This window comes from Burkholderia gladioli (assembly GCF_000959725.1).
Lineage (GTDB): Bacteria > Pseudomonadota > Gammaproteobacteria > Burkholderiales > Burkholderiaceae > Burkholderia > Burkholderia gladioli.
In genome coordinates this window covers 1,439,387-1,464,055 of record NZ_CP009322.1, presented here as the reverse complement: position 1 = coordinate 1,464,055, position 24,669 = coordinate 1,439,387, and the positions used below count along the sequence as shown (strand labels likewise).

24 protein-coding genes are annotated in these 24,669 nt (G+C 69.0%); 16 read left to right on the top strand and 8 right to left on the bottom strand.

What is annotated here, in order from left to right; translation table 11 throughout:
* The first annotated feature begins 138 nt into the window (after positions 1-138).
* From BM43_RS06950 to BM43_RS06935, 4 genes are all read left to right on the top strand, one after another.
* Positions 139-1,158 carry a substrate-binding domain-containing protein gene (locus BM43_RS06950; protein ID WP_036056151.1) on the top strand — a complete coding sequence of 340 codons (1,020 nt, stop codon included), beginning with the start codon at positions 139-141 and terminating at the stop codon, positions 1,156-1,158.
* A gap of 215 nt (positions 1,159-1,373) precedes the next feature.
* Positions 1,374-1,814, top strand: a complete 441-nt coding sequence (locus BM43_RS06945; RefSeq protein ID WP_013690375.1) for a phosphate-starvation-inducible protein PsiE — start codon at positions 1,374-1,376, stop codon at positions 1,812-1,814.
* Positions 1,815-1,943: 129 nt separating this feature from the next.
* Positions 1,944-3,632 (top strand): GGDEF domain-containing protein, encoded by a 1,689-nt coding sequence (locus tag BM43_RS06940; RefSeq protein ID WP_080742037.1) that lies wholly within the window; start codon positions 1,944-1,946, stop codon positions 3,630-3,632.
* A gap of 209 nt (positions 3,633-3,841) precedes the next feature.
* Positions 3,842-4,867 carry an aldo/keto reductase gene (locus BM43_RS06935; protein ID WP_013690373.1) on the top strand — a complete coding sequence of 342 codons (1,026 nt, stop codon included), beginning with the start codon at positions 3,842-3,844 and terminating at the stop codon, positions 4,865-4,867.
* 58 nt (positions 4,868-4,925) lie between these two features.
* Here the strand turns inward: BM43_RS06935 and BM43_RS06930 are convergent, their stop codons facing one another.
* The gene (locus BM43_RS06930; RefSeq protein WP_144417631.1) at positions 4,926-5,768 is read right to left on the bottom strand and encodes a hypothetical protein; all 843 of its coding nucleotides are present in this window, start codon (positions 5,766-5,768) and stop codon (positions 4,926-4,928) included.
* Between the two features lie 348 nt (positions 5,769-6,116).
* On the opposite strand from BM43_RS06930, the gene BM43_RS06925 reads away from it, so the two are divergent.
* Complete coding sequence (locus BM43_RS06925; RefSeq protein WP_013690371.1) at positions 6,117-6,446, top strand: VF_A0006 family four-cysteine protein; 330 nt, start codon at positions 6,117-6,119, stop codon at positions 6,444-6,446.
* A gap of 21 nt (positions 6,447-6,467) precedes the next feature.
* On the opposite strand, the gene BM43_RS06920 is transcribed toward BM43_RS06925, so the two are convergent.
* Positions 6,468-7,253: an aldolase gene (locus tag BM43_RS06920; protein ID WP_036056157.1), complete on the bottom strand. Its 786-nt coding sequence runs from the start codon at positions 7,251-7,253 to the stop codon at positions 6,468-6,470.
* Between the two features lie 38 nt (positions 7,254-7,291).
* A complete protein-coding gene (locus BM43_RS06915; RefSeq protein ID WP_036056159.1) occupies positions 7,292-7,996 on the bottom strand; it encodes a haloacid dehalogenase type II in 705 nt (234 codons plus the stop codon).
* 114 nt (positions 7,997-8,110) lie between these two features.
* On the opposite strand from BM43_RS06915, the gene BM43_RS06910 reads away from it, so the two are divergent.
* Positions 8,111-8,962, top strand: coding sequence for a LysR family transcriptional regulator (locus BM43_RS06910; RefSeq protein ID WP_036056162.1), 852 nt, complete (start codon positions 8,111-8,113; stop codon positions 8,960-8,962).
* A gap of 16 nt (positions 8,963-8,978) precedes the next feature.
* On the opposite strand, the gene BM43_RS06905 is transcribed toward BM43_RS06910, so the two are convergent.
* A complete protein-coding gene (locus tag BM43_RS06905) occupies positions 8,979-9,629 on the bottom strand; it encodes an HAD hydrolase-like protein (RefSeq protein WP_036057271.1) in 651 nt (216 codons plus the stop codon).
* 218 nt (positions 9,630-9,847) lie between these two features.
* Here BM43_RS06905 and BM43_RS06900 point away from each other — a divergent pair, with 218 nt between their 5' ends.
* The gene (locus BM43_RS06900; RefSeq protein WP_036056164.1) at positions 9,848-10,969 is read left to right on the top strand and encodes an acyltransferase family protein; all 1,122 of its coding nucleotides are present in this window, start codon (positions 9,848-9,850) and stop codon (positions 10,967-10,969) included.
* Between the two features lie 42 nt (positions 10,970-11,011).
* On the opposite strand, the gene BM43_RS06895 is transcribed toward BM43_RS06900, so the two are convergent.
* Complete coding sequence (locus tag BM43_RS06895; RefSeq protein ID WP_036056166.1) at positions 11,012-11,866, bottom strand: IclR family transcriptional regulator; 855 nt, start codon at positions 11,864-11,866, stop codon at positions 11,012-11,014.
* A 296-nt stretch (positions 11,867-12,162) separates the two neighbouring features.
* On the opposite strand from BM43_RS06895, the gene BM43_RS06890 reads away from it, so the two are divergent.
* The 7 genes from BM43_RS06890 (at position 12,163) to BM43_RS06860 (ending at position 19,288) form a co-directional block, all read left to right on the top strand.
* Positions 12,163-13,248 (top strand): ABC transporter ATP-binding protein, encoded by a 1,086-nt coding sequence (locus BM43_RS06890; protein ID WP_036056167.1) that lies wholly within the window; start codon positions 12,163-12,165, stop codon positions 13,246-13,248.
* A 121-nt stretch (positions 13,249-13,369) separates the two neighbouring features.
* Positions 13,370-14,191: an ABC transporter permease gene (locus tag BM43_RS06885; protein WP_230676468.1), complete on the top strand. Its 822-nt coding sequence runs from the start codon at positions 13,370-13,372 to the stop codon at positions 14,189-14,191.
* A gap of 86 nt (positions 14,192-14,277) precedes the next feature.
* Positions 14,278-15,072 (top strand): ABC transporter permease, encoded by a 795-nt coding sequence (locus BM43_RS06880; protein ID WP_036056170.1) that lies wholly within the window; start codon positions 14,278-14,280, stop codon positions 15,070-15,072.
* 69 nt (positions 15,073-15,141) lie between these two features.
* Positions 15,142-15,492 (top strand): (2Fe-2S)-binding protein, encoded by a 351-nt coding sequence (locus tag BM43_RS06875; RefSeq protein WP_013690361.1) that lies wholly within the window; start codon positions 15,142-15,144, stop codon positions 15,490-15,492.
* Complete coding sequence (locus BM43_RS06870; RefSeq protein ID WP_042284558.1) at positions 15,489-16,958, top strand: FAD/NAD(P)-dependent oxidoreductase; 1,470 nt, start codon at positions 15,489-15,491, stop codon at positions 16,956-16,958. The genes BM43_RS06875 and BM43_RS06870 overlap by 4 nt, the downstream gene beginning before the upstream one ends.
* Positions 16,951-18,171, top strand: a complete 1,221-nt coding sequence (locus tag BM43_RS06865; protein ID WP_045577443.1) for an NAD(P)/FAD-dependent oxidoreductase — start codon at positions 16,951-16,953, stop codon at positions 18,169-18,171. Before BM43_RS06870 ends, BM43_RS06865 begins: the two co-directional genes overlap by 8 nt.
* A 70-nt stretch (positions 18,172-18,241) precedes the next feature.
* Positions 18,242-19,288: an ABC transporter substrate-binding protein gene (locus BM43_RS06860; protein WP_036056172.1), complete on the top strand. Its 1,047-nt coding sequence runs from the start codon at positions 18,242-18,244 to the stop codon at positions 19,286-19,288.
* Positions 19,289-19,334: 46 nt separating this feature from the next.
* On the opposite strand, the gene BM43_RS06855 is transcribed toward BM43_RS06860, so the two are convergent.
* Together BM43_RS06855 and BM43_RS06850 are read right to left on the bottom strand one after the other, a co-directional pair.
* Complete coding sequence (locus tag BM43_RS06855; RefSeq protein ID WP_036056174.1) at positions 19,335-20,474, bottom strand: zinc-binding dehydrogenase; 1,140 nt, start codon at positions 20,472-20,474, stop codon at positions 19,335-19,337.
* A 136-nt stretch (positions 20,475-20,610) separates the two neighbouring features.
* On the bottom strand, positions 20,611-21,525 hold the full coding sequence (locus BM43_RS06850; protein WP_036056175.1) for a LysR family transcriptional regulator: 915 nt from the start codon (positions 21,523-21,525) through the stop codon (positions 20,611-20,613).
* A gap of 267 nt (positions 21,526-21,792) precedes the next feature.
* Between BM43_RS06850 and BM43_RS06845 the strand changes: the two genes are divergently transcribed.
* Positions 21,793-22,767: an oxidoreductase gene (locus BM43_RS06845; protein WP_036056176.1), complete on the top strand. Its 975-nt coding sequence runs from the start codon at positions 21,793-21,795 to the stop codon at positions 22,765-22,767.
* Positions 22,768-22,867: 100 nt separating this feature from the next.
* On the opposite strand, the gene BM43_RS06840 is transcribed toward BM43_RS06845, so the two are convergent.
* Positions 22,868-23,629: an SDR family oxidoreductase gene (locus tag BM43_RS06840; protein ID WP_036056177.1), complete on the bottom strand. Its 762-nt coding sequence runs from the start codon at positions 23,627-23,629 to the stop codon at positions 22,868-22,870.
* A 96-nt stretch (positions 23,630-23,725) separates the two neighbouring features.
* Here BM43_RS06840 and BM43_RS06835 point away from each other — a divergent pair, with 96 nt between their 5' ends.
* The gene (locus tag BM43_RS06835; RefSeq protein ID WP_036056179.1) at positions 23,726-24,664 is read left to right on the top strand and encodes an AraC family transcriptional regulator; all 939 of its coding nucleotides are present in this window, start codon (positions 23,726-23,728) and stop codon (positions 24,662-24,664) included.
* Positions 24,665-24,669 lie beyond the last annotated feature (5 nt).

Below are 24,669 nucleotides of genomic sequence, written 5' to 3'. Positions count from 1 at the left end.
TTTGACGTCCAAACCGGTTTGATTTAGCATCCAAACCGGTTTGGACGTTTGTTTTTTCAAAAAAATTTTACGTTTCACGTGCGGCGATGATTGCCCTCGCTGGCGCGACGGCGGGAACGGCCAGGGGGAGGCGCAGGCGTGAAGGTGAGTTTGAAGGCGCTGTCGGCAGCGCTCGGACTGTCGCGCACCACGGTCAGCCGCGCCTTGAACGGTTATGACGATGTCAGCGAGGCCACTCGTGCACGTGTGGCGGCGGCTGCACGGGAGATGGGCTACGTTGCCGACTCGGCCGCGCGGCGACTCGCGACAGGCCGCGCCGACGTGATCGGAATGATCTATCCGTTTGGTGGAGAGGATCTCGGCGATGCGCGCTTCGGCGAGGTGGTGGCGGGAGTGACCGAGCGGCTCGCCGAGCACGAACTGGACTTCATCGTCGCAGCGGCACGCCCCGGTGCCGAACTCGAGACGTACCGGCGCCTGGTGGACGGCAAGCGGATCGATGGGCTGATCGTGGCGCGCACCCTGGTCGACGATCCTCGCATCGCCTATCTCCGCTCGCGGGCCTTTCCCTTCGTCGCATACGGCCGAACGAATATCGCGCAGCCGTATGCCTGCTTCGACTTCGACAACGAGGCAGGCGCCAGGCTCGCGGTGGGTCGATTGCTCGGTTTCGGCCATCGGCGAATCGCGATGATCAGCGCACCGCTTTCGTTTAGCTTCGCGGCGCAGCGGCGCGCGGGCTTTCTTGCCGGCTTGTCCGAAGCCGGCGTGCCGGCCGAGCCGGAACTGCTTGTCCAGTCCGCCTTGAGTCACGACGGCGGCATGCGGGCCGCACAATCGCTGCTCGCTCGCGAACCTCGGCCGACCGCGCTGCTGGTCGACAACAATATCGCGGGCGCGGGCGCGTTTCGGGCACTCGTCGACAGCCGGCTCGGCGTGGGCAGCGACATCTCCCTGATCGTCTACGACGGCGTGTCGAGCGATGCCGCGTTGCCTCGTCGTGTCACCGCCGTGATACAGCCGACGGGGCAGGAGACCGGCCGGCAGCTTGCCGAACTGATGCTCGAACGCCTCGTCGACGGGACGCTTTCGCAACGAATCAGGATGCCGCGAATCGAAGCCGGCGACACCGACGGCCCCGTGGCGAGCCGCGCATGACATCCTCGGTTCGCGACGAGACGGCGTCGAAAGACATTTCGTTCGGTGTGCGGAAAGATCGTCCTCGAGCGTAGTCGCGCATGGGCGGCGCGCCTCGCCTCGGCAGGGTGCGACAACCCGCCTCATCGCAAGGCGGCTCGCGCCGGCGATGCGACTTTGTTCGTTAAAAATGGCGCGTTACCATCCGCACACATCGGACCACGACGGGTTTATCCATGAAATACGAAAATGCGCTGCAGAAGGTGTTGAAGACGCGGCTCGAGCGAGCCATGGAGTTCGCCGAACTGTTCGGTCTGCTCGTCATCGGGATCGGCACGGCAATCGCGATGGGGCACCTGGTCTGGAAAATCGCCTATTCGGACGGGGTGACCCTGACCGATCTGCTGCTGATGTTCCTCTATCTGGAAGTGTTCGCGATGGTCGGGCAATACCTCAAGTCCGGTCAGTTGCCCGTGCGTTTTCCCCTGTATATCGCCATCGTTTCCATCGCGCGGGACGTGATCCTGCGTTCAGGTTCGAACACGGAGCTGCATCTGCTGGCATCGGCCGGCGCGATCGTGCTGATCGCGGTCGGCGTGCTGCTGATCCGCTATGGCCAATACCGATATCCCAGCGACCGGGACGACGCCGGGCAGGCCAGAACCCCGGGGCAATGAGCTCGTTGCGGGAGCGTCGGCAATCGCAGCGTCGTGGGGGACGGGAGCCTCGGGGAGCGAGCGTGGACAAGGGCATGATTCGATGCGGCATGGACGAGGGATGGCGTTGCGGTTTCTAGGAAGTCCGACATGCGCGCGTTCCGTTCGGCAAGCATAGGCAGGCGGCTGTGGTGGCGGGCGATCCTGGCTATCCTGCTCGTTGCCGCCCTCGCGATACTGGCGCTGGGTCAGGTCTACGAGGCGTTTTCCCAGGCACGTCACCACGCCAGGCTACTGCGCGAGTTGCGCGTCTTGCTCGACGTCGCCAACGACATCTCCTCCGAACGGGCCCCGTCGAATGTCGTCATGACGGCCTCCGGCCATGCCTCGTCGGCCGCCGTCGCCTGGCTGGCGCGAGGCCGCGCGAAGACGGATCGCGACCTCGACGCGGCAAGTGCCCGATATCTCTCCTCGTCGCAAGCAGCCCTGGTGAAGCGCCGGCTCGCCGAGGCGCGTCGGCTGGTTGATCTGCGCGCCCTGCAGGTCGATCCGCCAGGCGTGGACGTGCAGGACTCGATCGACGCCATGTTTGCGGCTTACGACGCGATGCACGACGTGGTGGCGGCCCACGCAGCGAACACGATCACCTCGACGCCGTCCCTTCAAGGCGCCGTCTTGCAGGCCATGGCGCTGGCGGAGGTGCGTGACGCGGCCGGGCGCCTGGGTTCCTGTCTCGTGGCCTCGATGGCGACGCACACGCCGCTGTCGGAACGCAACCTCGAGAACATTGATCGACTGTCGGAACGGATCAGGGTGTTCTGGTGGCAGTCCGGCCTGGACGAACGATCCGTGGAAATCGCGCGGCGTCGCGCCGAGGCATGGGGCGCATTCGCGAGAGACGGCTTGCCCCTGATCGACAGCCTGACCCATGCCGGGCGCCGCGCTCGCCTCGACACGATGACGGTGGCCGACTTCACTGCGCGCTATGTCCAGGCGCTGCGTCCGCTCGAAGACATGCGTCGTCACTACCTCGAGACATTGGTCGATGCCTACGTCGAGCAGGAGCGATACCGGCTGGTGCTGCTGGTCGTCGCGGCGCTTCTCGCGCTTGTCGTCGTCGCGCTGGTCGCCGGACTGATGTCGATCATGCACTTTCGCGTGCTGCGGCCGCTGCTCGAGGTCAGCGAAGCCGTCATCACGCTGGCCGACGAGACGAGGATGCCCAAGGGATTGCGGCGCAACAGCGCCAGGGAACTGCAGGTGTTGTTCGATGCATTCGATATTCTCGAGTCCAGGATGCGCGAGCGAGCCAGCCTGGCCGAAAAACTGAAACGGCAGGCGCAGACGGATGCGCTGACGAAGCTGTTCAATCGCCGCGCATTCGAGACATTCGGCCAGATCAAGCTGAGGGGGGCGGACCCGGCCGGGCAACCGTTTCTCATCCTGCTGGACCTGGACCACTTCAAGTCGATCAACGATCGGTTCGGACATCCCGTGGGCGACGGCGTGCTCGTGAAGGTGGCCGATGCCCTGGCGAGCCAGGTCCGCCCGGGGGACCTGGTGGCCCGATTCGGCGGCGAGGAGTTCGTGGTCCTGCTTCATGCGGTCGACGTCGCGGCTGCCCTGTCGCTGGCGGAGCGCCTGCTCGCGGCAATCCGGGCCGTGGCGGTGTTCGCGGCCGATGGGACCGCGGTGCCGGTCACCGCCAGCCTGGGCGTGGCCAGCGGATCCCAGCTGAGCTTGCGCCAACTGCTGTCCCATGCCGACCTGGCCCTGTATGAAGCCAAGCGTCTGGGGCGCGACCGCATCCGGATGTTCGGCCTGGCCGCGCCGGCCTGAGGCAGGCGCGGACCAGGTCCCTGCGGGATTGCCGGACTTGCGTTAAGTTAATGGCCCGGCGCCGACGCGACGCGTCATCGCCGCTGTTTCGCGAATGGATCGATACAGGCATCGACGCATGCGTGCGAGGCGTCCATCGCGTCGTCGGTGCGGCGGCCGCGGTGCCGGCGATCGCATTCGCGACCCTCCACCTTCTTTCGGGAATTGGCATGGAATATCGACATCTCGGCGCATCAGGTTTCAAGGTCCCGGTACTGAGCTTCGGCACCGGCACGTTCGGCGGCAAGGGCGAGCTGTTCCAGGCATGGGGCGAGACCGATGTCGCCGAGGCACGCAAGCTGGTCGACATCTGCCTGGATTCGGGGCTGACCATGTTCGACAGCGCCGACATCTATTCGGGCGGCGCCTCGGAATCGATCCTCGGCGAGGCCCTCAAGGGCCGCCGCGACAAGGCGCTGATCTCGACCAAGGCGACCTTCCGCTTCGACGACGGCCCCAACAACGTGGGCTCGTCGCGCTTCCACCTGATCCGCGCCGTCGACAGCGCGCTCAAGCGCCTGCAGACCGACTACATCGACCTGTTCCAGCTGCACGGCTTCGACGCCAGGACGCCGGTACAGGAAGTGCTCTCGACGCTCGACGACCTGGTGCGCGCCGGCAAGATCCGCTACACCGGCGTGTCGAACTTCTCGGGCTGGCACCTGATGAAGTCGCTCGACGTGGCCGACCGCTACGGTTATCCGCGCTATGTGGCGAACCAGACCTACTACTCGCTGATCGGCCGCGACTACGAATGGGAGCTGATGCCGCTGGGCATCGACCAGGGCGTGGGCGCGGTGGTCTGGAGCCCGCTGGGCTGGGGGCGCCTGACCGGCAAGATCCGTCGCGGCCAGCCGCTGCCGGAACTCAGCCGCCTGCACAAGACGGCCGATTACGGCCCGCCGGTGCCGGACGAGTACCTGTATCGCGTGGTCGACGCGCTGGACGAGATCGCCGCCGAAACCGGCAAGACCATCCCGCAGATCGCGTTGAACTGGCTGCTGCAGCGCCCGACCGTGGCGACCGTGCTGATCGGCGCGCGCAACGAGGAGCAGTTGCGGCAGAACCTCGGCGCGGTGGGCTGGAACCTCACGCCCGAGCAGGTCGCGAGGCTGGACGAGGCGAGCCGCGTGCGGCCGGTGTATCCGTACTGGCACCAGGAAGGCTTCTCGGAGCGCAATCCGTCGCCGGTCTGAGCCTGCGTGTCACGCCGATGCAAGGCGGCAAGGCCGCCGCGCATCGGCACGCAAGGGATCAAGCCGCCGCCGAGGCGCGGCGCGATTGGCAGAAGTGCTCCGTGATGGTGGCCAGTTCGCGCACGAACAGCCTGAACGGCCGGGAGATCGCCGAGAGATTGATCGGCTGGCCGACGCGGATGATGGTGTCGCAGAAGTGGAAATTGGTGCGGGCGAAGCTCGTGTCGGGTTCGCCGCTGTCCGCGAAGTGGTCGTGGCAGAGAAAGCCGCCTTCCTCGTAGTTCTTGTAGGCGCGCGCCGTGGTAATGCCGAGCCGGTGGACGTGCTGGTTCCTGACGATATGGCAGAAGTCGATGAACTTCAGCGCATCCTCCTCGAATAGCGCGAAACATTGCAGGATGCGCGGATCGATCTCGTCCAGCGCGAAGCGGAGGACCTCCGGCAAGCCTTTGTCGCGCACCATCCTGAAGGCTTCCAGCTTGCTCATCCCGACGAATTCTGTCAGGAGACTGTCGACATAGGCTTCGAGATAAGAGAACACCGAGATGAATTCGAGCTTGTAGAGCTGGCCGGCCACGAAGGACATGTCCTTGGAGAAATTCAGCCGTGCTTTCGTCTCGTCCACGGCCTGCCTGATCTCGCGGGTTTCCTCCTTGCTCATCGGCGCGGCGTCGGTCAGGCCCGGGTGCCGGAAATAACGTTCCGGGATCGTGATCTGGAACGCCTCGTAGCCGGTCGTTTCCAGGCGGTGGTCCTCGCCGTGCATCAGGTTCTCGAAGAAGTGCGCGGCCAGCAGGGTCGAGTTGAATTGCTCGGCGAACAAGGCGTAGGATTCGCTGTCGATACCGGGTCGAGTCGGCAGCTTGCCGGTGTTCGTCGATTCCAGTATGTGCAACGTCATGCCGCCGAGACGGTCGCCCGAGATCGCTTTGTAACGATCCCGCAGCGCACGCGGTACCTCATCCCAATTCATTTGATCAGCCCCGTCGATTCAATTGTTTTCATGCCGCCTGCGTTGTGCGGCGCAAAACATTATATCGACGCGATGCCTGGCCGGAACACGCAAACCACCCGTGGCCGGCACGCTGGAATAATCCTCGGCCCCGGTTTGTTTACACGAAGACGAAAAACGCGCGGCGCCGCCGAAAGCCGGTGAAACCGCGTCGTCGCCAATCTGTCAAATACGCGCAAGCCGAGATGCAGGTCCGTCGCCCCGGCCCGAAGCGATCCGCCACGATCCGAACCCGCCATGAAAACCATCCGCCAAACCCTGATTCGCACCCTGCTGGTGTCGACGCTGGCTGCCTCGGCCAGCCCAGCGTTCGCGTTCAACGAGGAGGCCAACTACAACGCCTGCATCCTGCGCTCGCTCTCGAACACCTGGAACCGCAACGTGGTGGAGATCCTGCGGGGGTCCTGCGATCGGCTCTATCGGCAATGGAGCATGCTGTCCCCGTCGGACAAGGCCTTCAACGAATGCCTGTTGCAGAACCTGCCCGGCGTGCAGAGCTCGGCCGCGATCGGGCCGGTGATGTCGGCCTGCCGGCGCCAGAGCGCCGATTCCATGCATTTCGATTGAGCTGGTCCGGCGCTCGGCTTGTCAGGCTTCGAAATCGCTGCCGGCCTCGCGCAGCCGACGCAGCGCGCTGGCCAGATGCGCCCGCGCGCTGTCCTCGTCGCCGAGCCGCATCTGCTCGTAGGCGCGCTGCGCGATCTCGTGCGGCACCGGCTTGAGCGGCCGGCCACTCCGCATCGCCTTCAACTGCACCTCGGCCGCGCGTTCGAGGTAGTAGAGATCGTCCCAGGCTTCGGCGATGCTGGCACCCGCCACCATCACGCCGTGATTCTTCAGGAACAGCACGTCGGCGTCGCCCATCGCGCGCGCGATCCGGTCGCCTTCGGCGCCGTCCAGCGCGAGCCCGTTGTACTGCTCGTCGACGGCCGTGCGCCCGTAGAACTTCAATGCCGTCTGCCCCAGCCACAGCAGGGGCGGTCCTTCGAGCAGGCACAGCGCGGTGGCGTTCGGCATGTGCGTGTGGAAGGCCGCCTTCACGCGCGGCATGGCCTGGTGCAGGCGCGCGTGGATGTGGAAGGCGGTCGCCTCGGGCTGCCCCTCGCCGTCGATCACCCGGCCTTCGTAGTCGCAGATCAGCAGGCGCGATGCGGTGATCTCCGAGAACGCGTAGCCATAGGGATTGACCAGGAACAGGTCCTCATGCCCCGGCACCACCGCCGAGAAGTGATTGCAGATGCCTTCCTCCAGGCCGTGCAGCGCGGCCAGCCGGAAGCAGGCGGCCAGTTCGACGCGGGCGGCCTGCACCGCATCGGCGTCGAGCCCCGCGCGTCGCGCGCGCCCTGTCGATGCGAAATCGAGTTGATGTGCCATGTGGGTCGTCTCCGTGGATGCGTTCGCGTTTCGCCACCTTACCAGCCCAGCGCGTCGAACAGCGCCGGCAGCTGGTCGAGCGTGGCGAGCGTCGCGTCGGGGCGATAGTCGGGCAGCAGCGCGCGGCCGGTGCCGCGATCGATCCACACGCAGCGAAAGCCGAGCTCGCGCGCGGCGGCGTGGTCCAGGTGCGGGCTGGCGCAGATATGCACCACCTGCTCGCGCGTCACGCCGAGCTCGCGATGCGCATGCTCGAAGATTCGCCGGCTCGGCTTGTAGGCGCCGGCCTGCTGGGCGGTGATCACGCGATCGATGGTGCCGCCGAGCTGGGCGACGTTGCCGGCGATCACGTCGTCGTCGGTGTTCGAGACGATGCAGAGCCGGTAGCCGGCCGCCTTCAGCGCGCGCAGCGCCTCGACCACTTCCGGGAACGGCGGCATCGCCGAGATGCTGTCGGTCAGGCGCCGCGCGTCGGCGTCGTCTGCGGCCAGCCTCCATTCCCGCAGCGCGAGCTTCAACGCCTCGCCCGACAGCTCGCGGAACGAGCGATGCGGCGGGGTCTGCTCGAGCGCGTGTTCGTGGCGGTCGTAGACGGCGATCAGCTCGGCGGTCGACACGGCCTGCGCGCCCTTGCCGGCGAGGATGTCGCCGACCGCGGCCTGCAGGCCTTCGTCCCACTGGATCAGCGTGCCGTAGCAGTCGAAGGTCAGCCATTGGGGGCGGGGCGTATGGGAAAGCGACATGGTGGGTCCTGGCGGGATCGTGGTTCGAATCGATAGCCTAGGGCCCGCTTGCTCATTGGGGAAATTAAATTAAAATCGCTTCCTCAGTTGAGAATCGAATAACGGGAGCCGATCATGCTCGACCTCGAACTGCTCAATTCGCTGATCTGCGTGGTCGACGAAGGCAGCTTCACGCGCGCGGCCGAGCGCGTGCATCGCACGCAATCCACCGTCAGCCAGCAGGTCAGGCGCCTCGAGGAGATGGTCGGCCATACCTTGTTGCTGCGCGATCGCACCGGCAACCAGGTGACGCCGACCGAGCATGGCGAGCTGCTCGCGCAATACGCGCGGCGCCTGCTGGCGCTGTCGCAGGAGGCGCAGGACGCGCTCGCCAGCGGGGTGCGCCGCACGCCGATCCGGCTCGGCGTGCCCGAGGATTTCGATGCGCGGCGCATGGCGGCGATCCTGTCGGGCTTCGTGGCGGCGCGCCCCGATGCGCGGCTCGAGACGGTGGCGGGGATGAGCACGGAGCTGCGCCGCAAGCTGGCCGCCGACGAGATCGAGATCGCGCTGATCAAGCGCGAGCCGGACAGCGGCGATTGCCTGGCCGCATGGCCGGAGCGGCTGGTCTGGGTGCAAGGCCGGCACGCGGCGCTGGCGGAGGCGGCGAGCGGCGAGCCGATTCCGCTCGCGCTGTTTCCGCAGGGCTGCCTGTACCGGCAGCGGGCGATCCGCGCGCTCGACCAGGCGCAGCGGCGCTGGCGCGTGACCTTCGGCAGCCACAGCCTGACGGGCATCCAGGCGGCCGTGGCCTCGGGCTTGGGCCTGACGGTGCTGCCGAGCACGGCCTTGCTGCCGGAGCACGAGGTCTGCGATGCGCTGCCGGCCTTGCCGCCGACCGAGCTCGCGCTGGTCAGCAACGGCCAGGCCCTGAACGACACGCAAACGGCCCTGGTGGATTTCCTGCGCGAGGTGCTGGCCGAGTGACGGCAGCCCGAGGCGATCAGCCGTGCCCCGCGCCCTCGATCGGCCCGGCCAGCGAGAGCAGGTCGGCCGGCACGCGAAACACCGCTTGCGGCTGCGTTCCGAGCAGCGCCTCCAACTGCGTGTAACCCCAGGCGACGGCGCCATAGGCCAGGCCGACGCCGCGCGCCGCTTCCGCGTCGCGGATCTCGTCGCCGACGTAGATCGCCTGCTCGGCGGGTATGCCGGTCTTGCGAAGAATGCCGCGCAGGCGATGCGACTTGCCGAACAGCGACGAGCTGCATTCGATGGCCGCGAAACGTGCGATCAGGCTGTCGCCGAGCACGGCGCGCACGTTCTCGGGCGAGTTCGAGGTGGCGACGGCCACCGCCACGCCGCGATCGATCAGCGCGTGCAGCGTCTCGACGATGCCCGCGAACGGCGCCACCTCGTCGATCCGCTCGCGCATCAGCTTGCGAGCGTCGCCGAGCACGGCCGGCACCTTCCACAGCGGCAAGGCCAGCTCGCGCAGCACCTCGGTGGCGCTCAGGCCACGCAAGCGCTGCTGCGTATCGGCGTCGGTGTGCCGGAAGCCGTGGCGCGCGGCCAGCTCGTTCAGCGCATCGGCGAACAGCGGATAGGAATCGGCAAGCGTGCCGTCGAAATCGAACAGGGCGAGTCGGGGTGTCATCGGAAGCGGGCGAGGGCGGCGCGCCTTGCGCGGGAAGGCGAGGGCAGGGGCGAAAGGCAGCATCTTCGATGGCCCGCCGGCCAGCGTCAAGCCCACGGCCGCGCGCGAACGCTGGCCGGGCGCGGGCAAATCCGCGACAATCGGCGCTCCGGCGCGGGCGGACCCGCGCGGCACCGCGTGCCGCCGGTGGCCCGGGCCCCGTCTTTCCCGGAGGTTCCTTGGATTCATCGCGCCGCAGCGCAGGCGTCGACCTGCTGCGCGGCATTGCCATCCTGGCGGTGCTGTTGCTGCATTTTCACCTGACTTACCGGCTCGACGTGCTGCCCGTCGAGCTGCCCTGGCTGTCGAACGCGATCCGCGCCGTGGTCCGCAACGGCAACTACGGCGTGACGATGTTCTTCGTCGTGTCCGGCTACCTGATCACCGCCACCTCGCTGCGCCGTTTCGGCTCGCTCGGCGCGATCCGCCCCGCCGCCTTCTACCGGATCCGCGCGGCGCGCATCCTGCCGTGCCTGCTGTTGCTGCTGGCGATCATCGTGGTGCTCGGCGCGCTCGGCCTGCGCTCCTTCGTCGACAAGCCCGATACCGCGAGCATGCCGCTCGCCGTGCTGTCGGTGCTGACGTTCTGGCACAACCTGCTGATGGCGCGCGTCGGTTACTTCAACTACAGCATGAACATCCTCTGGTCGCTGTCGGTGGAGGAGGTGTTCTACCTGGCGTTTCCGCTGCTGTGCCTACTGCTGAAACGGCGCCGCCTGATCCTGCCGCTGCTCGCGGTGCCGGTGCTGCTCGCGCCGGTTTGGCGCTACCTGCATGCGAACGACGAGATCGTCGCGCTCTATGGCTATCTGTCGTGCTTCGATGCGATCGCGATCGGCTGCGGCGTGGCGCTGCTGCCGGCACGGCCGATCTCGCGCGAGGCGTTCCGCGCGCTCGCCTGGGGCGCCGGGCTCGCGATCGCGGCCACCTGGCTGGCCGGGCCGATCATGCGCAACGTGGTGTGGGGCGTGTCGGTGGTCGCGCTGGGCACCGGCGCGCTCTTGCACGGCATCGCGAACCGCGAGCCGGGTTCACCGCCCGCCGTGTCACGCACGGGGCTGCGCCCGTTCATCGCTTTCTTCGGCGAACGCAGCTACGAGCTCTACCTGTTCCATATCGTCGTGCTGGGCCTGCTGCGCGAGTACCTGACGCGCGAGAACATCATCGCGGCCTGGAAGCCGGTCTGGCTGGTGCTCTATCTCGCCGTCGCGGCGGTGGTGGCGCATGTCGTCTACCGGCACATCTCGACGCCGCTGAATACCGTCCTGCGCCAGGGCCGCAAGCGCGTCGCGACGCGCTGAACGGGCCGCCCGCCGCTTCGCCGCGCGCGTTCGCGCCATGCCTCACACCGTGCCGGATACGCGCGTCGAATACACCGGCGTGAGGCCCTGGATCGGATCGCGCATCGCCGCGTCGAACGGGTTCATCTGCGGCCCGATGATCTCGGCCTGGCGCTTGAGCAGCTGCACCACGGTCGGCAGGCGCTCCTCGGTGAGCCGCGTCGAGAGCGTGCCCACGCTCAGCGCCGCCACCGCCACCTGGTTGCGATCGAGGATCGGCACCGCCACCCCGGCCATGTCCTCCAGCACGCCGCTGTTGCGCCCGGCATAACCGAGCGCGCGCACGCGGTCGATCTCGGTGCGCAGGTAGACCTCGTCGAGCACGCCCTGGCCGCGCATGCGCGGCACGTTGAAGCGGATGATCTCCTCGCGCTCGTCCTCGGGCTGGAAGGCCAGGATCGCCAGGCTGCCCTGGCCCACGCCCAGCGCCACGCGCCCACCGATATTGCCGGTGAAGGAGCGGATCGGGAACGGCCCCTCGCAGATATCGAGGCAGACCGCGTCGAAGCTGCTTTTCACCATCAGGAAGATGGTGTCGCCCAGGCTCGCGCACAGCCGCAGCAGCGCCGGGCGGCACAGCGTGCGCATCCCGTTGGGATTGCCCGCCTGGGCCGCCATCGCGAAGAAGGCCACGCTGAGCCGGTAGCGCTTGGTGCGCTCGTCCTGCTCGACCACCTGCTCGGCGATCAGCCCCTGCAGCAGCCGATGCACGGTCGCCTGGGTCAGCCCGACCGCCTTGGCCAGCATCGTCACGCGGCTGCCCTCGGCCTGGTTCTCGCCCAACGCGCGGATCAGCGCGAAGGAGCGCTGCAGCACGCCGGGGCCGCAAGCGTTGTCGCCGGGCTGCTCGCCGGACATTCCGTTTTCCTGTTTTCTACCCGCCACTTTTCCTCTCGGTATTCCATTTAACGGAATCTTCGCCCGGCCGCGCCGGGACGCCCTCGACTCTACCGCGCCGCGCTCCGGCGCGCATCCCTCTGGACGATCAGGGAAGTCCCTGAATCCGGTCAACGAAACGCGAATGCCTCAATCGATGCCAGAAATTCTACTGAATGGAATAACTGAAAAATTAATGTCGCTCTCCGGAATTGCGCGTTGACGTCGAAAAATTTGGCCGGATAGAGTCGGCGCATCGGAAACAGGAAGGCCACAGCATGACGTTCCTCACGTTGACGGATGTGTCGAAATCCTTCGGTGACCTGCACGCCGTCACCGGCATCAACCTGTCGGTCGAGAAGGGCGAGTTCGTCTCGCTGCTCGGCCCCTCGGGCTGCGGCAAGACCACCACGCTGCAGATGATCGCGGGCTTCGTGGAGGCCACGCGCGGCAGCATCACGCTGGACGGCCGCGATATCACGCGCATGGCGCCCAACAAGCGCGGCCTGGGCATCGTGTTCCAGAGCTACGCGCTGTTCCCGCACATGAGCGTGGAGCAGAACGTCGGCTTCGGCCTCGAAATGCGCGGCGTGAGCAAGGCCGAGCGCGCCCGGCGCGTCGGCGATGCGCTCTCGCTGGTGCGGCTCGACGCCTATGCGCAGCGCTTTCCGCGCGAGCTGTCGGGCGGCCAGCGTCAGCGCGTTGCGATCGCACGCGCGGTGGTGATCGCGCCGCCGGTGCTGCTGCTCGACGAGCCGATGTCGAACCTCGACGCCAAGCTGCGCGAGGAGATGCAGTTCGAGCTGCGCGAGATCCAGCGCAAGCTCGGCACCACCACCGTGATGGTCACGCACGACCAGGCCGAGGCGCTGTCGATCAGCGATCGCGTGGTGGTGATGGAAGCCGGCCGCATCACCCAGGTCGACACGCCGTATCGCGCCTACGAACATCCTGGCAGCAGCTTCGTCTCGCAGTTCATCGGCAAGACCAACCTGCTCGACGGCAAGGTGGTGACGCTCGAGGGCGGGCGCATCCAGGTCGATCTCGGCGCCCGGCTGCACGAGGCGGGCGCGGCCGGCCAGCTCGACATGCAGACGCTGCGCGCGGGCGACGCCGTCACGCTCTGCATCCGTCCCGAGAAGCTCACGCTCGGCGCGCCCGGCACCGGGCGCCTGACCGGCCGCGTGACCAGCCGTTTCTTCCTCGGCAGCCAGTGGCTGTACCGGCTCGACAGCGAGGCCGGCGAGATGCTGGCCTGCTGCCAGAACGAGGGCAGCGAGCCGCTGGTGGAGGGCGCGCCGGTCGGGATCGACTGGCGTAGCGAGGCGATGCGCGTGATGCCGCGGGAGGCCGCCCGTGGATGAGGTCCTGAAAGCGGCAGGCGGCGAGGCGGGTGGAGCCGCAGGCGGACAAGCACGCGACACCGGCGGCACGCCGCGGCCGGCCTCGCGCCCACGCTGGCGCGCCTGGCTGCCCTTGTGGCTGATGAGCGCGCCGGCCGCGCTGCTGTTCAGCGCGCTGGTGCTGGTGCCGCTGGCCATGACGCTGGCGCTGTCGTTCTATCGCTTCGATCCCTCGGTCGGCCCGATCGCCGCCTTCGACGCGCATTACTACCTCGAGGTGCTGAGCGAGTCGTACTTCCATACCATCTTCCTGCGCACCTTCGGCATCGCCGCGCTGACCACCCTGCTGTGCATCGCGATCGGCACGCCCGAGGCCTACATCCTGTCGCGCATGCGCGATCCGTGGCGCTCGTCCTTCCTGCTGGTGATCCTCGCGCCGCTGCTGGTCTCGGTGGTGGTGCGCGCCTTCGGCTGGAGCATGCTGCTCAACACCAACGGCCTGGTGAACCAGTTGTTCGGCCTGTTCGGGCTGGGCCCGTTCAAGCTCGAATACACCACCTTCGCCATCGTGATCGCGCTGGTCCACGTGATGCTGCCGTTCATGGTGATCCCCGTCTGGACCACCCTGCAGCGGCTCGATCCGCAGACCGAGAACGCCGCGCTGTCGCTGATGGCCTCGCCGGCCACGGTGCTGCGCCGCATCGTCCTGCCGCAACTGATGCCGGGCATCCTGTCGGGCAGCCTGATGGTGTTCGGCCTGTCGGCCAGCGCCTTCGCGATTCCCGGCCTGCTGGGCGGGCGCCGGCTCAAGGTGGCCGCCACCGCCGTCTACGACCAGTTCCTCAGCTCGATGAACTGGCCGCTCGGCGCCGCCATCGCGATCCTGCTGCTGGTCGCCAACCTGGTCGTGATGCTCACCTACTACCGCGTGCTCGAACGGCGCTACACGCGCAGCCTCGGCTGAGGCCGACCTCGGCCGCCATTCGCTGCCATTCGCCGCCACTCGCCACGATCCCAGCCGCCCACGAACCCCCAGCCCGCCACCTCGTCATGCGCAAAAACAGCCCGCTCGCCCTCGCTTTCCACACGCTCGTGATCCTGTTCATGCTCGCGCCGCTGGCGATCGTGGTGCTGGTCGCGTTCACGCCCGACGAAACCCTCACGCTGCCCACGCACGGCGTGTCGCTGCGCTGGTTCCGCGCGATCCTCGACTATCCCGACTTCATTTCGGCTTTCGCCAACAGCCTGAAGCTGGCGGTGCTGTCGGCCAGCTTCTCGCTGGTGATCGCGCTGCCGGCGGGCCTGGCGATCGGCCGCGCGCGCTTTCCCGGCCGGGAGTTCCTCAACGCGCTGCTGCTCTCGCCGCTGGTGATCCCGGGCCTGGTGCTGGGCATCGCGCTGCTGCGCTTCTTCGCGCTGATCGGCGCGACCGGCTCGTTCGCCTGGCTGGTGGTGGCGCACATGATCATCGTCACGCCCTTCGTGATGCGCCTGGTGCTGGCCTCGGTGGCGGGGCTCGACCGCAGCGTCGAGCATGCCGCCGCCTCGCTCGGCGCGAGCGTGTGGACCACCTTCCGCCGCATCACGCTGCCGATGATCTTGCCCGGCATCACCGGCGGCTGGCTGCTGGCCTTCATCAACAGCTTCGACGAACTGACCATGTCGATCTTCGTCACCTCGCCGCAGACCGTCACGCTGCCGGTGCGCATGTACATGTACGCCACCGAATCGATCGACCCGATGATGGCCTCGGTCTCGACCCTGGTGATCGCGATCACGGCCGGCGCGATGCTGATCCTCGATCGCGTCTACGGCCTGAACCGGATCCTGATCGGTCAGCACTGACGCGAGCCTTCGCCGCCCGTTCGTCGTCTTGTCCAACTTCATGCCCACCGCGCCTCGCGCCCGATTTCGATGACCCATCGTTTTCCGCTTTCCCCGCCGCAACTGATCCGCGTCGCCGAGACTCGGCGCGCCAGCCTGTCCTTCGTGCTCGACGGCGTCGCGGTCGAGGCGCTGGCCGGCGACACGCTGCTGACCGCGATCCTCACGCAGCAACGGCACCTGCGCGTCAGCGAGTTCGGCGACGGCCCGCGCGCGGGTTTCTGCCTGATCGGCGCCTGCCAGGATTGCTGGGTGCGCGACGAGGGCGGCGCGCGGCTGCGCGCCTGCTCGACGCCCGTGCGCGAGGGAATGCGAGTGGTGACGGGCAAGCCTCATCCGACTGCGGCTGCCTGCTGCGCCAACCCGGGAGGCGAGGCATGAGCGAGGCAGGCAAGGCCGCCGTCGATGTCCAACGGGACGAGGACGGCACGCGCGTGGTGATCGTCGGCGCCGGGCCGGCGGGGATCCGCGCCGCGCAGACCCTGGTCGCAGCCGGCCTGCGGCCGATGGTGATCGACGAGAACGCGCGCTGGGGCGGCCAGATCTACCGGCAGCCGCCCGAAGGCACCGGTTTCGTGCGCGAGAAATCGGCCTTGTACGGCTTCGAGGCGGGCAAGGCCGATGCGCTGCACCGCTGCATGGCCGAACTGCTGCCACGGCTCGACTACCGGCCCGACACGCTGGTCTGGTCCTGCGAGCCGGGCACGCTCGACGTGCTGCGCGCCGGACGCGAGGCGCGCCTGCGCTGGAGCCACCTGATCATCGCCAGCGGCGCGACCGATCGCGTGGTGCCGGTGCCGGGCTGGACCCGGCCCGGCGTCTACACGCTCGGCGGGGCCCAGGTCGCGCTGAAGGCGCAGGGCTGCGCGATCGGCCGGCGCACCGTGTTCGCGGGCACCGGGCCCTTGCTCTACCTGGTCGCCTACCAATACGCGCGGGCCGGCGCCGAGGTGGCCGCGGTGCTCGATACCAGCCCCTACGCGCGGCAGGTGGCGGCCACGCCCAAGCTGCTGCGGCAGCCGGGCACCTTCGCCAAGGGCCTCTATTACCTCGGCTGGCTGCGCTCGCACGGCGTGCGCGTCGAGCGCGGCGTGACGCTGGACGGCGTCGATGGCGGCCCGGCCGTGCAGGCGGTGCGCTGGCGTTCGGCCGACGGCGCCCAGCATCGGATCGATTGCGATGCGCTCGGCCTGGGTTTCGGCCTGCGCCCCGAAACGCAACTGGCCGACCTGGCCGGCTGCCGCTTCCGCTTCGACACGCTGAACCGCTGCTGGCTGCCGGAGCGCGACGCGGCCGGGCGCAGCTCGGTGCCGGGCGTCTACCTGGCCGGCGACGGTGCCGGCATCGCCGGTGCCGATGCGGCCGAGCTGGCCGGCCGGCGCGCCGCGCTGGCGCTCCTGGAGGATCTCGGCCTGAAGGCCGGGCGCGACGACGCGGGCCCCGGCGCGGCCGCGATCGAGCAGCGCCTGGCGCGCATCGGCGTGTTCCGCGCCGGCATCGAACAGGCCTTCGCGCCACCGCCGACCGAGGCGGCCCGGCACTGGCCCGACGACATGATCGTGTGCCGCTGCGAGGCCGTGACGGTGGGCCAGTTGCGCGGCTGCATCCGCTCCGGCATGGCGAGCGAGGTCAACCGCCTCAAGGCGCTGACGCGGATCGGCATGGGCCGCTGCCAGGGCCGCATGTGCGGCGAGGCGGCGACGGCGCTGCTGGCCGCGGAAACCGGGCGCGCGCTCGACCAGGTGGGCCGCCCGCGCGGGCAGGCGCCGATCAAGCCGATCCCGATCTCGCCGATGCTGTTCGAGGACGGCGTCAGCGTGCTCGAGGAGGAGGCCCATGATGAGTGAGATCCGGCATGTGACGGTGGCGATCGTCGGCGGCGGGCTGGTGGGCGCCTCGGCGGCGCTGGCGCTGGCGCGGCAGGGCGTGGACGTCGCCCTGTTCGAGCGGCGCTGGTGCGGCGCCCAGGCCAGCGGCGTGAACTACGGCGGCGTGCGCACCCACGGCCGGCCCGAGGTGCAACTGCCGCTGGCGATGCGCGCGCGGCGGATCTGGAACCGGCTGCCCCAGCTGATCGGCTGCGACGGCGAGTTCGTCGTGTCGGGGCACCTGCGGCTCGCGCGGCGCGACAGCGACATGGAGGTGCTCGACGCCTGGGCGGCGATGGCGCGCGGCCACGGCGCCAGCTCGACGCTGATCTCCGGCGAGGCGTTCCGCCGTCGTTATCCCTGGCTCGGCGCGGCGGCGATCGGCGGCGCGCTGTGCGAGAGCGACGGCCATGCCAATCCGCGGCTGGTCTCGCCGGCCTTCGCGGCGGCCGCCCGACGCGAGGGCGCGCAGGTGTTCGAGCAGACCGAGCTGAGCGAGATCGATTACGACGGCCGGCGCTACCAGCTGCGCGCCGGCGAACGCCGCTTCAGCGTCGACTGGCTGATCAACTCGGCCGGCGCCTGGGGCAATACGCTGGCCGGCCGCTTCGGCGAGGCGGTGCCGCTGCGCTCGATCTACCCGAACATGTGGGTCACCGAACCCTTGCCGCCCTTCATCGAGCACAACCTCGGGGTGGTCGGCGGCGGCATCTATGCGCGGCAGGTGGCGCGCGGCAACTGCGTGATCGGCGGCGGGCGCGGCCATGGCGACGGCGAATACGCCCAGCCCTCGACCGAAACCACGCGCGCGGTGATGCGCGATGCCTGCGCACTGCTGCCGGCGCTGCGCGAGGCGCTGCTGATCCGGACCTGGAGCGGCGTGGAGGGCGAGACGCCCGACAACCATCCCGTGATCGGGCCGAGCGGGACCACGCCGCAACTGCTGCACGCCTTCGGCTTCTCGGGCGGCGGTTTCCTGCTGGCGCCGGGCGTGGGCGAGGTGCTGGCCGACCTGGTGCTGCGTGGCGAGACCGAGACGCCGATCGAGGCGTTCTCGATCGCGCGCTTCGCCGCCGCGCAGGCCGGATCCACGCAAGCGGTCGCGTCACCGAGTTCCGGCGGCTCGCTTGCTTCGTCGGGTTCGCCTGATTCCGCCGCCGCCGCCGCCGCATCGGCGCGGGCTTCCGCCTGAGCACGGCCTCGCATCGATATCGATTCCCATCCCCAGTCCAATACCCGGAAAGCCACAAGGAAGATCCACGATGAAACTGTCACGCACCCTCGTTTCGCTCGCGGCGCTGTTCGCCGTCGGCCTTGCCTCGCCCGCCTGGTCGCAGACCAAGACCATTTACATCGGCATGAACGGCGGGCCGATGGAGAAGGCCTACACCAGCCAGGTGCTGCCCGATTTCGAGAAGGCCAACAACGTGCACGTGGTGGTGGTGCCGGGCACCTCGTCGGACGTGCTGGCCAAGCTGCTGGCCAATCGCAACAATCCGCAGATGCACGTGGTGTTCCTCGACGACGGCGTGATGGCGCGCGCGGTGAGCCTGGGCGTGTGCGAGAAGCTCGACGACGCGCCGGTGCTCAAGGAGCTCTATCCGTTCGCGCGCATGAAGGGCGATATCGGCGCGGGCGTGCAGCTCGGCATGACGGGCATCGGCTACAACACCAAGCTGTTCGCCGCCAAGGGCTGGGCGCCGCCGACCTCCTGGGTGGATTTCGCCGATCCGAAATACAAGGGCAAGGTGGTGTTCCAGTCGGCCTCGAGCAGCACCTTCGGCCTGCACGGCTTCCTGGCGATCAACCGCATCCTCGGCGGCAGCGAGACCAATGTCGAGCCCGGCTTCACGAAGTGGGCCAGCACGGTGGGACCGAACGTGGTCGAGTACATCCCGAACTCGGCCAAGCTCTCGGAGATGGTGCAGACCGGCGAGGCGGCGATCTTCCCGCTCACGCCCACCGCCGTGGGCGACCTGAAGGACAAGGGGCTGCCGGTGGCCTATGCCTCGCCCAAGGAGGGCGCGGTGCTGCTGCTGGTGGACGTCTGCGTGGTGAAGAACAACCCCGATCCGCAACTGGCGCAGAAGCTCGCGCAGTTCCTGCTGTCGGCGCCGGCGCAGACCAAGGCCGCGGTGGCCGGCAAGCAGATTCCGACCAACCGCCAGGCGACCATGCCCGCCGACATGCAGAAGAGCCTCGGCGATCTGGACCAGCTCGTGAAGAAGGTCACGGTGGTGGACTGGGATGCGATCAACGCGCGGCGCGCGCAATGGGATTCGCGCTGGAACCGGCAGATCGAGCAATGAAGCACGGCGAGCCGGCGCGTGTCGCCGCCGGCTCGCTCGGCCTGGCTCAGGCGTCGAGGTTCGGCGCCACCAGGAATTTCTCGCCGGTCGCGCGCCGGGTGTAGCGCCGGATCATCTCGGGCTCGACCAGTTGCGCCAGCGTGATCCGCTCGCCGTAGCGGCTGGCGAAGGTGGTCTCCAGCTCGGCGACGATCCGTTCGCGCATGCGCGCCGCCGCGGCCTCGCCGAACTGGCGCAGGCGCCAGGTCAGCAGCCAGCCGCCCACGCCCCAGGCCAGGCCCGAGCGCCGGGTGAGGATGGTCGGGCTCGGATCGAGCGTGCCGTAGAGATAGACCTGGCGATGCGTCGACGAGCCGTAGCGGTCGTAACGCGTCATGCGGCGCGTGGTGACCACGCCCATCGCCGTCAGCAGGCGCTCGGCCATGTCGCCGCCGCCGATCGCGTCGAACGCCAGCGTCGCGCCGGTGGCCTCGATCGCCTCGACCAGCGCGCTATCGAAATCGGCGGCGCCGCTGTCCAGCACGTATTGCGCGCCGAGTTCGCGCAGCAGGGCCGCCTGCGAGGCGTTGCGCACCACGTTGACCAGCGGCACGCCGTCGGCCGCGCAGATCTTCACCAGCATCTGGCCGAGATTCGAGGCGGCCGCCGTGTGGATCAGCGCCGTGTGGCCTTCCACGCGCATCGTCTCCAGCATCGACAGCGCCGTCATCGGATTGATCAGCGCCGAGGCGCCCGCTTCGGGCGCCGTGCCTTCGGGCAGCACCAGCACCTCGGCGGCGGCCACCGCGCGGTATTGCGCGTAGGCGCCGAGCGGGCTGCGCAGCGCCACCGCGCGGCCGAGCAGGTGGCGCGCCCGGTCGCCCGCGGCCACCACGATGCCGGCGCCCTCGTTGCCTAGGCTGAGCGGCAGGTCGTGGCGCGCGGCCGTCGAGGCCAGCAGTTCGACCGGCACGTCGGCGGTGGTGACGGGCGGCTGCGCGGCCGCGTCGCGGGCCAGCGTGGCGATATCGGCCGGCCCGAGCAGGCCGAGGATGTCGGAGGGATTGACGGGCGCGGCCTCGATGCGCACCAGAATTTCGTCGTCGGCCGGCGCCGGCACGGGTGCCGTTTCGAGCCAGAGGCGCAACTGGCCCTGCGAGGTGATCAGCGAGCGGAGTTCGAGTGCGGAGGTCGGGACCTGGGTCATGTCGGCGTGTATCCATGGGCAGCATCGGATCCGCCAGTGTCCGCGCTCGACCCGCAAAGAACAACGGGGAAAATGCCGTCGATCGATCTGGAAATCCGATCGATTGGCGCATCGATTCGCGACGTCCGCCGCGGCGTCAATCGCGCGGTTTCGGCAGCGTGCAGTAAGTGCGCGCCAGGCGCAGCAGCAGCGCGTTGAGCTCGCCGATCAGCGGGCGATGGTCGTCGCGGCGCCAGACCAGGGCCGAGGCGATCGGCGGCAGGTCGATCTCGGCGAAGCTGATGCCGGGCGTGGCGTAATAGCAGGCGGCCCGGCGCGTCAGCATCATCAGGCCCTGGTGCGCCGCGACCGCGGCCATCGCCTCGCGCAGCGTGCGGATCACCGGGCCGTCGCCGATCGGCGCGCCTCGCGGCGTGAAGCGCGGCAGGTGGAAGTCGAGCCATTCCTCGCTGGCCACGCCGGGCACCATCCGCACCAGCGGCTCGCCGGCCAGCGCCTCGCCCGATACGCGCTCGCGCCGGGCCAGCGGATGATCGTTCGGCACGCACAGCATGCGCCGATCCTCCATCAGCACCGGGCCGTGCATCAGGCCCGGCGCGCCGAGCGGCAGCCGGCAGATCGCCACGTCCACCTCGCCGCGCGCCACGGCCAGGAAATGATCGAGGAAGGACAGCTCGACGAATTCGAGCTCGATGCCGGGAAAGCAGCTACCGAATTCGGCGACCAGCGGGCGATGCAGCTCGTAGAGGCCGCCGCCCAGGAAGCCGAAGCGCAGCTTGCGCGCCTCGCCGGCCGCCGTGCGCCGGCAATCGGCGAGGGTGGTCTTGAGCGACATGTAGGCGGCCTCGGCGCCTTCGCGCAATGCCTGGCCGAGCGGCGTGAGCGCCACGCGGCGGCTGGTGCGATCGAACAGCGGGGCGCCGACGGTTTTCTCCAGCGCGCGGATCGATTCCGATACGGATGACTGACCCATGTGCAGGCGCTCGGCCGCGCGGCCGAAATGCAACTCCTGGGCGAGCACGAAGAAGCATTCGAGATGACGGAAATCCATGCGGGCCTCGGGCGGTGAAGGGCGCGACCGGGGCGCGACCGGGCGCGATGGTCATGCCTCGATCGATCGACGATGCCGATGGATTCTACGGAAATCCGGGGCCGCTTGCCGGCGGTGCCCGCGTGCCGGATGCGCCGCCGTGCAGCCTGTACGCGCGACGAGGAATTGCGGCCGATCGATGATGGGCAAGGCGGGCGCGATGCCCGACCATCTCCTGACCGAGCCGGCCATGTCGACCGGCTCCGCAAGCACACAGGAGAAATGCCCATGTCATCCCAGCAGACCCCGATCGATTCCGGTTTCGATGCGAACCACGCCGCGCGCGAGGTGATCGCCGGCATCGACCTGAGCGGCAGCACCGCGATCGTGACGGGCGGCCATTCGGGCATCGGCCTGGAGACCACGCGCGCGCTGGCCGGCGCCGGCGCCACGGTGATCGTGCCGGCCCGCGATCCGGCCAAGGCGCGCGAGGTGTTGCGCGAGGTGCCGCGCACCGAGGTGGCCCGGCTCGACCTGCTCGATCCGGCGTCGATCGACGCCTTCGCCGCGCAGTTCCTGGCCAGCGATCGCGCGCTGCATCGCCTGGTCAACAACGCCGGCATCATGGCCACGCCCTTGCAGCGCGACGCGCGCGGCTACGAAGGCCAGCTCGCGGCCAACCATCTCGGCCCGTTCCAGCTGACCGCGCGTCTGTGGCCGGCGCTTGCGCGCTCGGGCAAGGCGCGGGTCGTCAACCTGTCCTCGGGCGCGCATCGCCGCGCGCGCTTCGATTTCGACGATCCGAACTTCGAGCGGCGCGACTACGACAAGTGGATCGCCTACGGCCAATCGAAGACGGCCAACGTGCTGTTTACGGTCGAACTCGACCGGCTGGCCAGGGCGCATGGCGTGCGCGCCTTCGCCGTGCATCCGGGGCGGATCGAGACCAACCTGCAGCGCTCGCTGACGATCGAGGAACTGCAGCGCGCCGGCTTTCGCGACGAACACGGGCAGATCCCCGAATCGCAGCGCGCCCTGTACAAGACGCCGGAGCAGGGCGCCTCGACCACCGTCTGGTGCGCCACCAGCCCGGCGCTCGACGGCATCGGCGGCGTGTATTGCGAGAACAACGAGGTGGCGCGGGCGGTGCCGGCCGATCACCAGCCGCTCGACGGGGTGCTGCCCTGGGCGATCGACGAGGCCGAGGCGGGCAGGCTGTGGACGCTGAGCGAGCGGATGACGGGCCTGAGGTTCGCGATCTGAGGGGCGCGATCTGACGTTCGCGATGGGCAGCAAGCCGACGGGGAGAGGATGTGCGGGCCGCCGCGCCGGCCCTTCCAGGACGGCGCGGCGGCCGCGAGCCTCAGTGGCCGGCCGCGGCTGCCGCCGCCACCGCATCGGCGCCGGCGGGGATCCGCATCGGCGCGGCCGGATCGGTCACCGCGCGCCAGACCGCCTCTGCCACGTCGCTCGACTGCGTGGTCGGCGTGCTGGTGTCGCGCACCGAGGCGAACACGCGATCGCGAAACGCCGCATACGGCGCCGGCACGTCGTCGCCCATCAGGCGGCGCGCATTGTCGCCGAAGCGCGTGGTGGGCGCGCGCCCGGGCAGCACCAGGCGCACGCGCACCTCGAAGGGCGCCAGCTCCAGCGCCAGCGATTCGGTGAAGGCGTTGATCGCGGCCTTGCTGCCCGTGTAGACGGCCAGCAGCGGCAGCGGGCGCAGCGTCACGGTGGACGTGACGTTGACGATCACGCCGGCGCGCCGCTCGCGAAACTGCGGCAGCACCGCCTGCGTCATCGCGATGGTGCCGAGCACATTGGTCTCGAACACCTCGCGCACGCTGGCCGGATTGGTGCCTTCGAGCGGCGCGAGCAGGCCCACGCCGGCATTGTTGACGAGCGCGTCGATCGGGCCGGCCGCCGCGAGGCAGCGCGCGATGCTGTCCGCGTCGGTGATGTCGAGCGGCAGCACGCGCAGATGTTCGGAGGCGGGCAGCAGGTCCTCGCGCGGGGTGCGCATGGTGGCCACCACGCGCCAGCCCTGCGCGAGGAAGTGGCGCGCGATATCGAGGCCGAAGCCCGACGAGCAGCCGGTGACGAGAACGGTGGAAGCTTGGGACATCGTGAACTCCAGCGGGTTGGGATGCCCTCCACGATAGGCGCCTATTCGCGGACGAACTATACTTCCGAATCCATGAATTTGTAGAGATCGTCCGGAATGTCTGTCGACCCGCTCGCCGAAGTCGTGTCCTTGCTGCAGCCTCGCGCGGCCTTCTCCAAGCAGGTGATCGCCTCGGCGCCCTGGGCGGTGCGCCGCGCCGAGACGGGGCGTCCGGTCTATTTCGTGGTGCTGGAAGGGCGCTGCCGGCTGCGTGTGGACGGCCCCGGCCAAGACGAGACGATCACGCTGGAGGAAGGCGATTTCGCCATGATTCCCGCCGCGCGCGGTTTCGCCACCTCGAGCCTCGATCGCGAGCCGCCGCGCGAGGGCGAGCCCATCACCACGCCGATCGTGCCGATGCCGGGCGGCGCGCGCGTGGGCGATCCGCACGGCGCGGTGGACGTGCGGATGCTGGTGGGCGTGTGCCTGTTCGGCTCGCCCGATGCGGCGTTGCTGGTGTCCCTGCTGCCGCGATGGATCTGCGTGCGCGGCGAGCGCCGGCTCTCGACCCTGGTGCAGATGATCGGCGACGAGTCGCGCGCCGAGCGGCCCGCGCGCGAGATCGTGCTGGAGCGGCTGCTGGAGGTGCTGCTGATCGAGGCGCTGCGCTCGACCTCGGGCACGGCCGCCTCGCCGGGGCTGGTGCGCGGGCTCGGCGATCCGAAGCTGGCCGCCGCGCTGCGGCGCCTGCACGAGCAGCCGGCCTCGCGCTGGAGCGTGGCCGAGCTGGCGCGCGAGGCGGCCATGTCGCGCTCGGCCTTCTTCGAGCGCTTCAGCCGCGAGATCGGCATGGCGCCGATGGAATACCTGCAGGCCTGGCGCATGGCGCTGGCCAAGCAGTGGTTGCGGCAGGGGGAGCTGTCGATGGCCGAGATCGCCGAGCGTAGCGGTTATGGCTCGGTCAGCGCGTTCGGGGCGGCCTTCACGCGACTGGCGGGGATGTCGCCGGGGCGGTATGCGCGCGGGGAGGTCGAGGCGGCGGCGGGCCCGGCGTAAGCGAC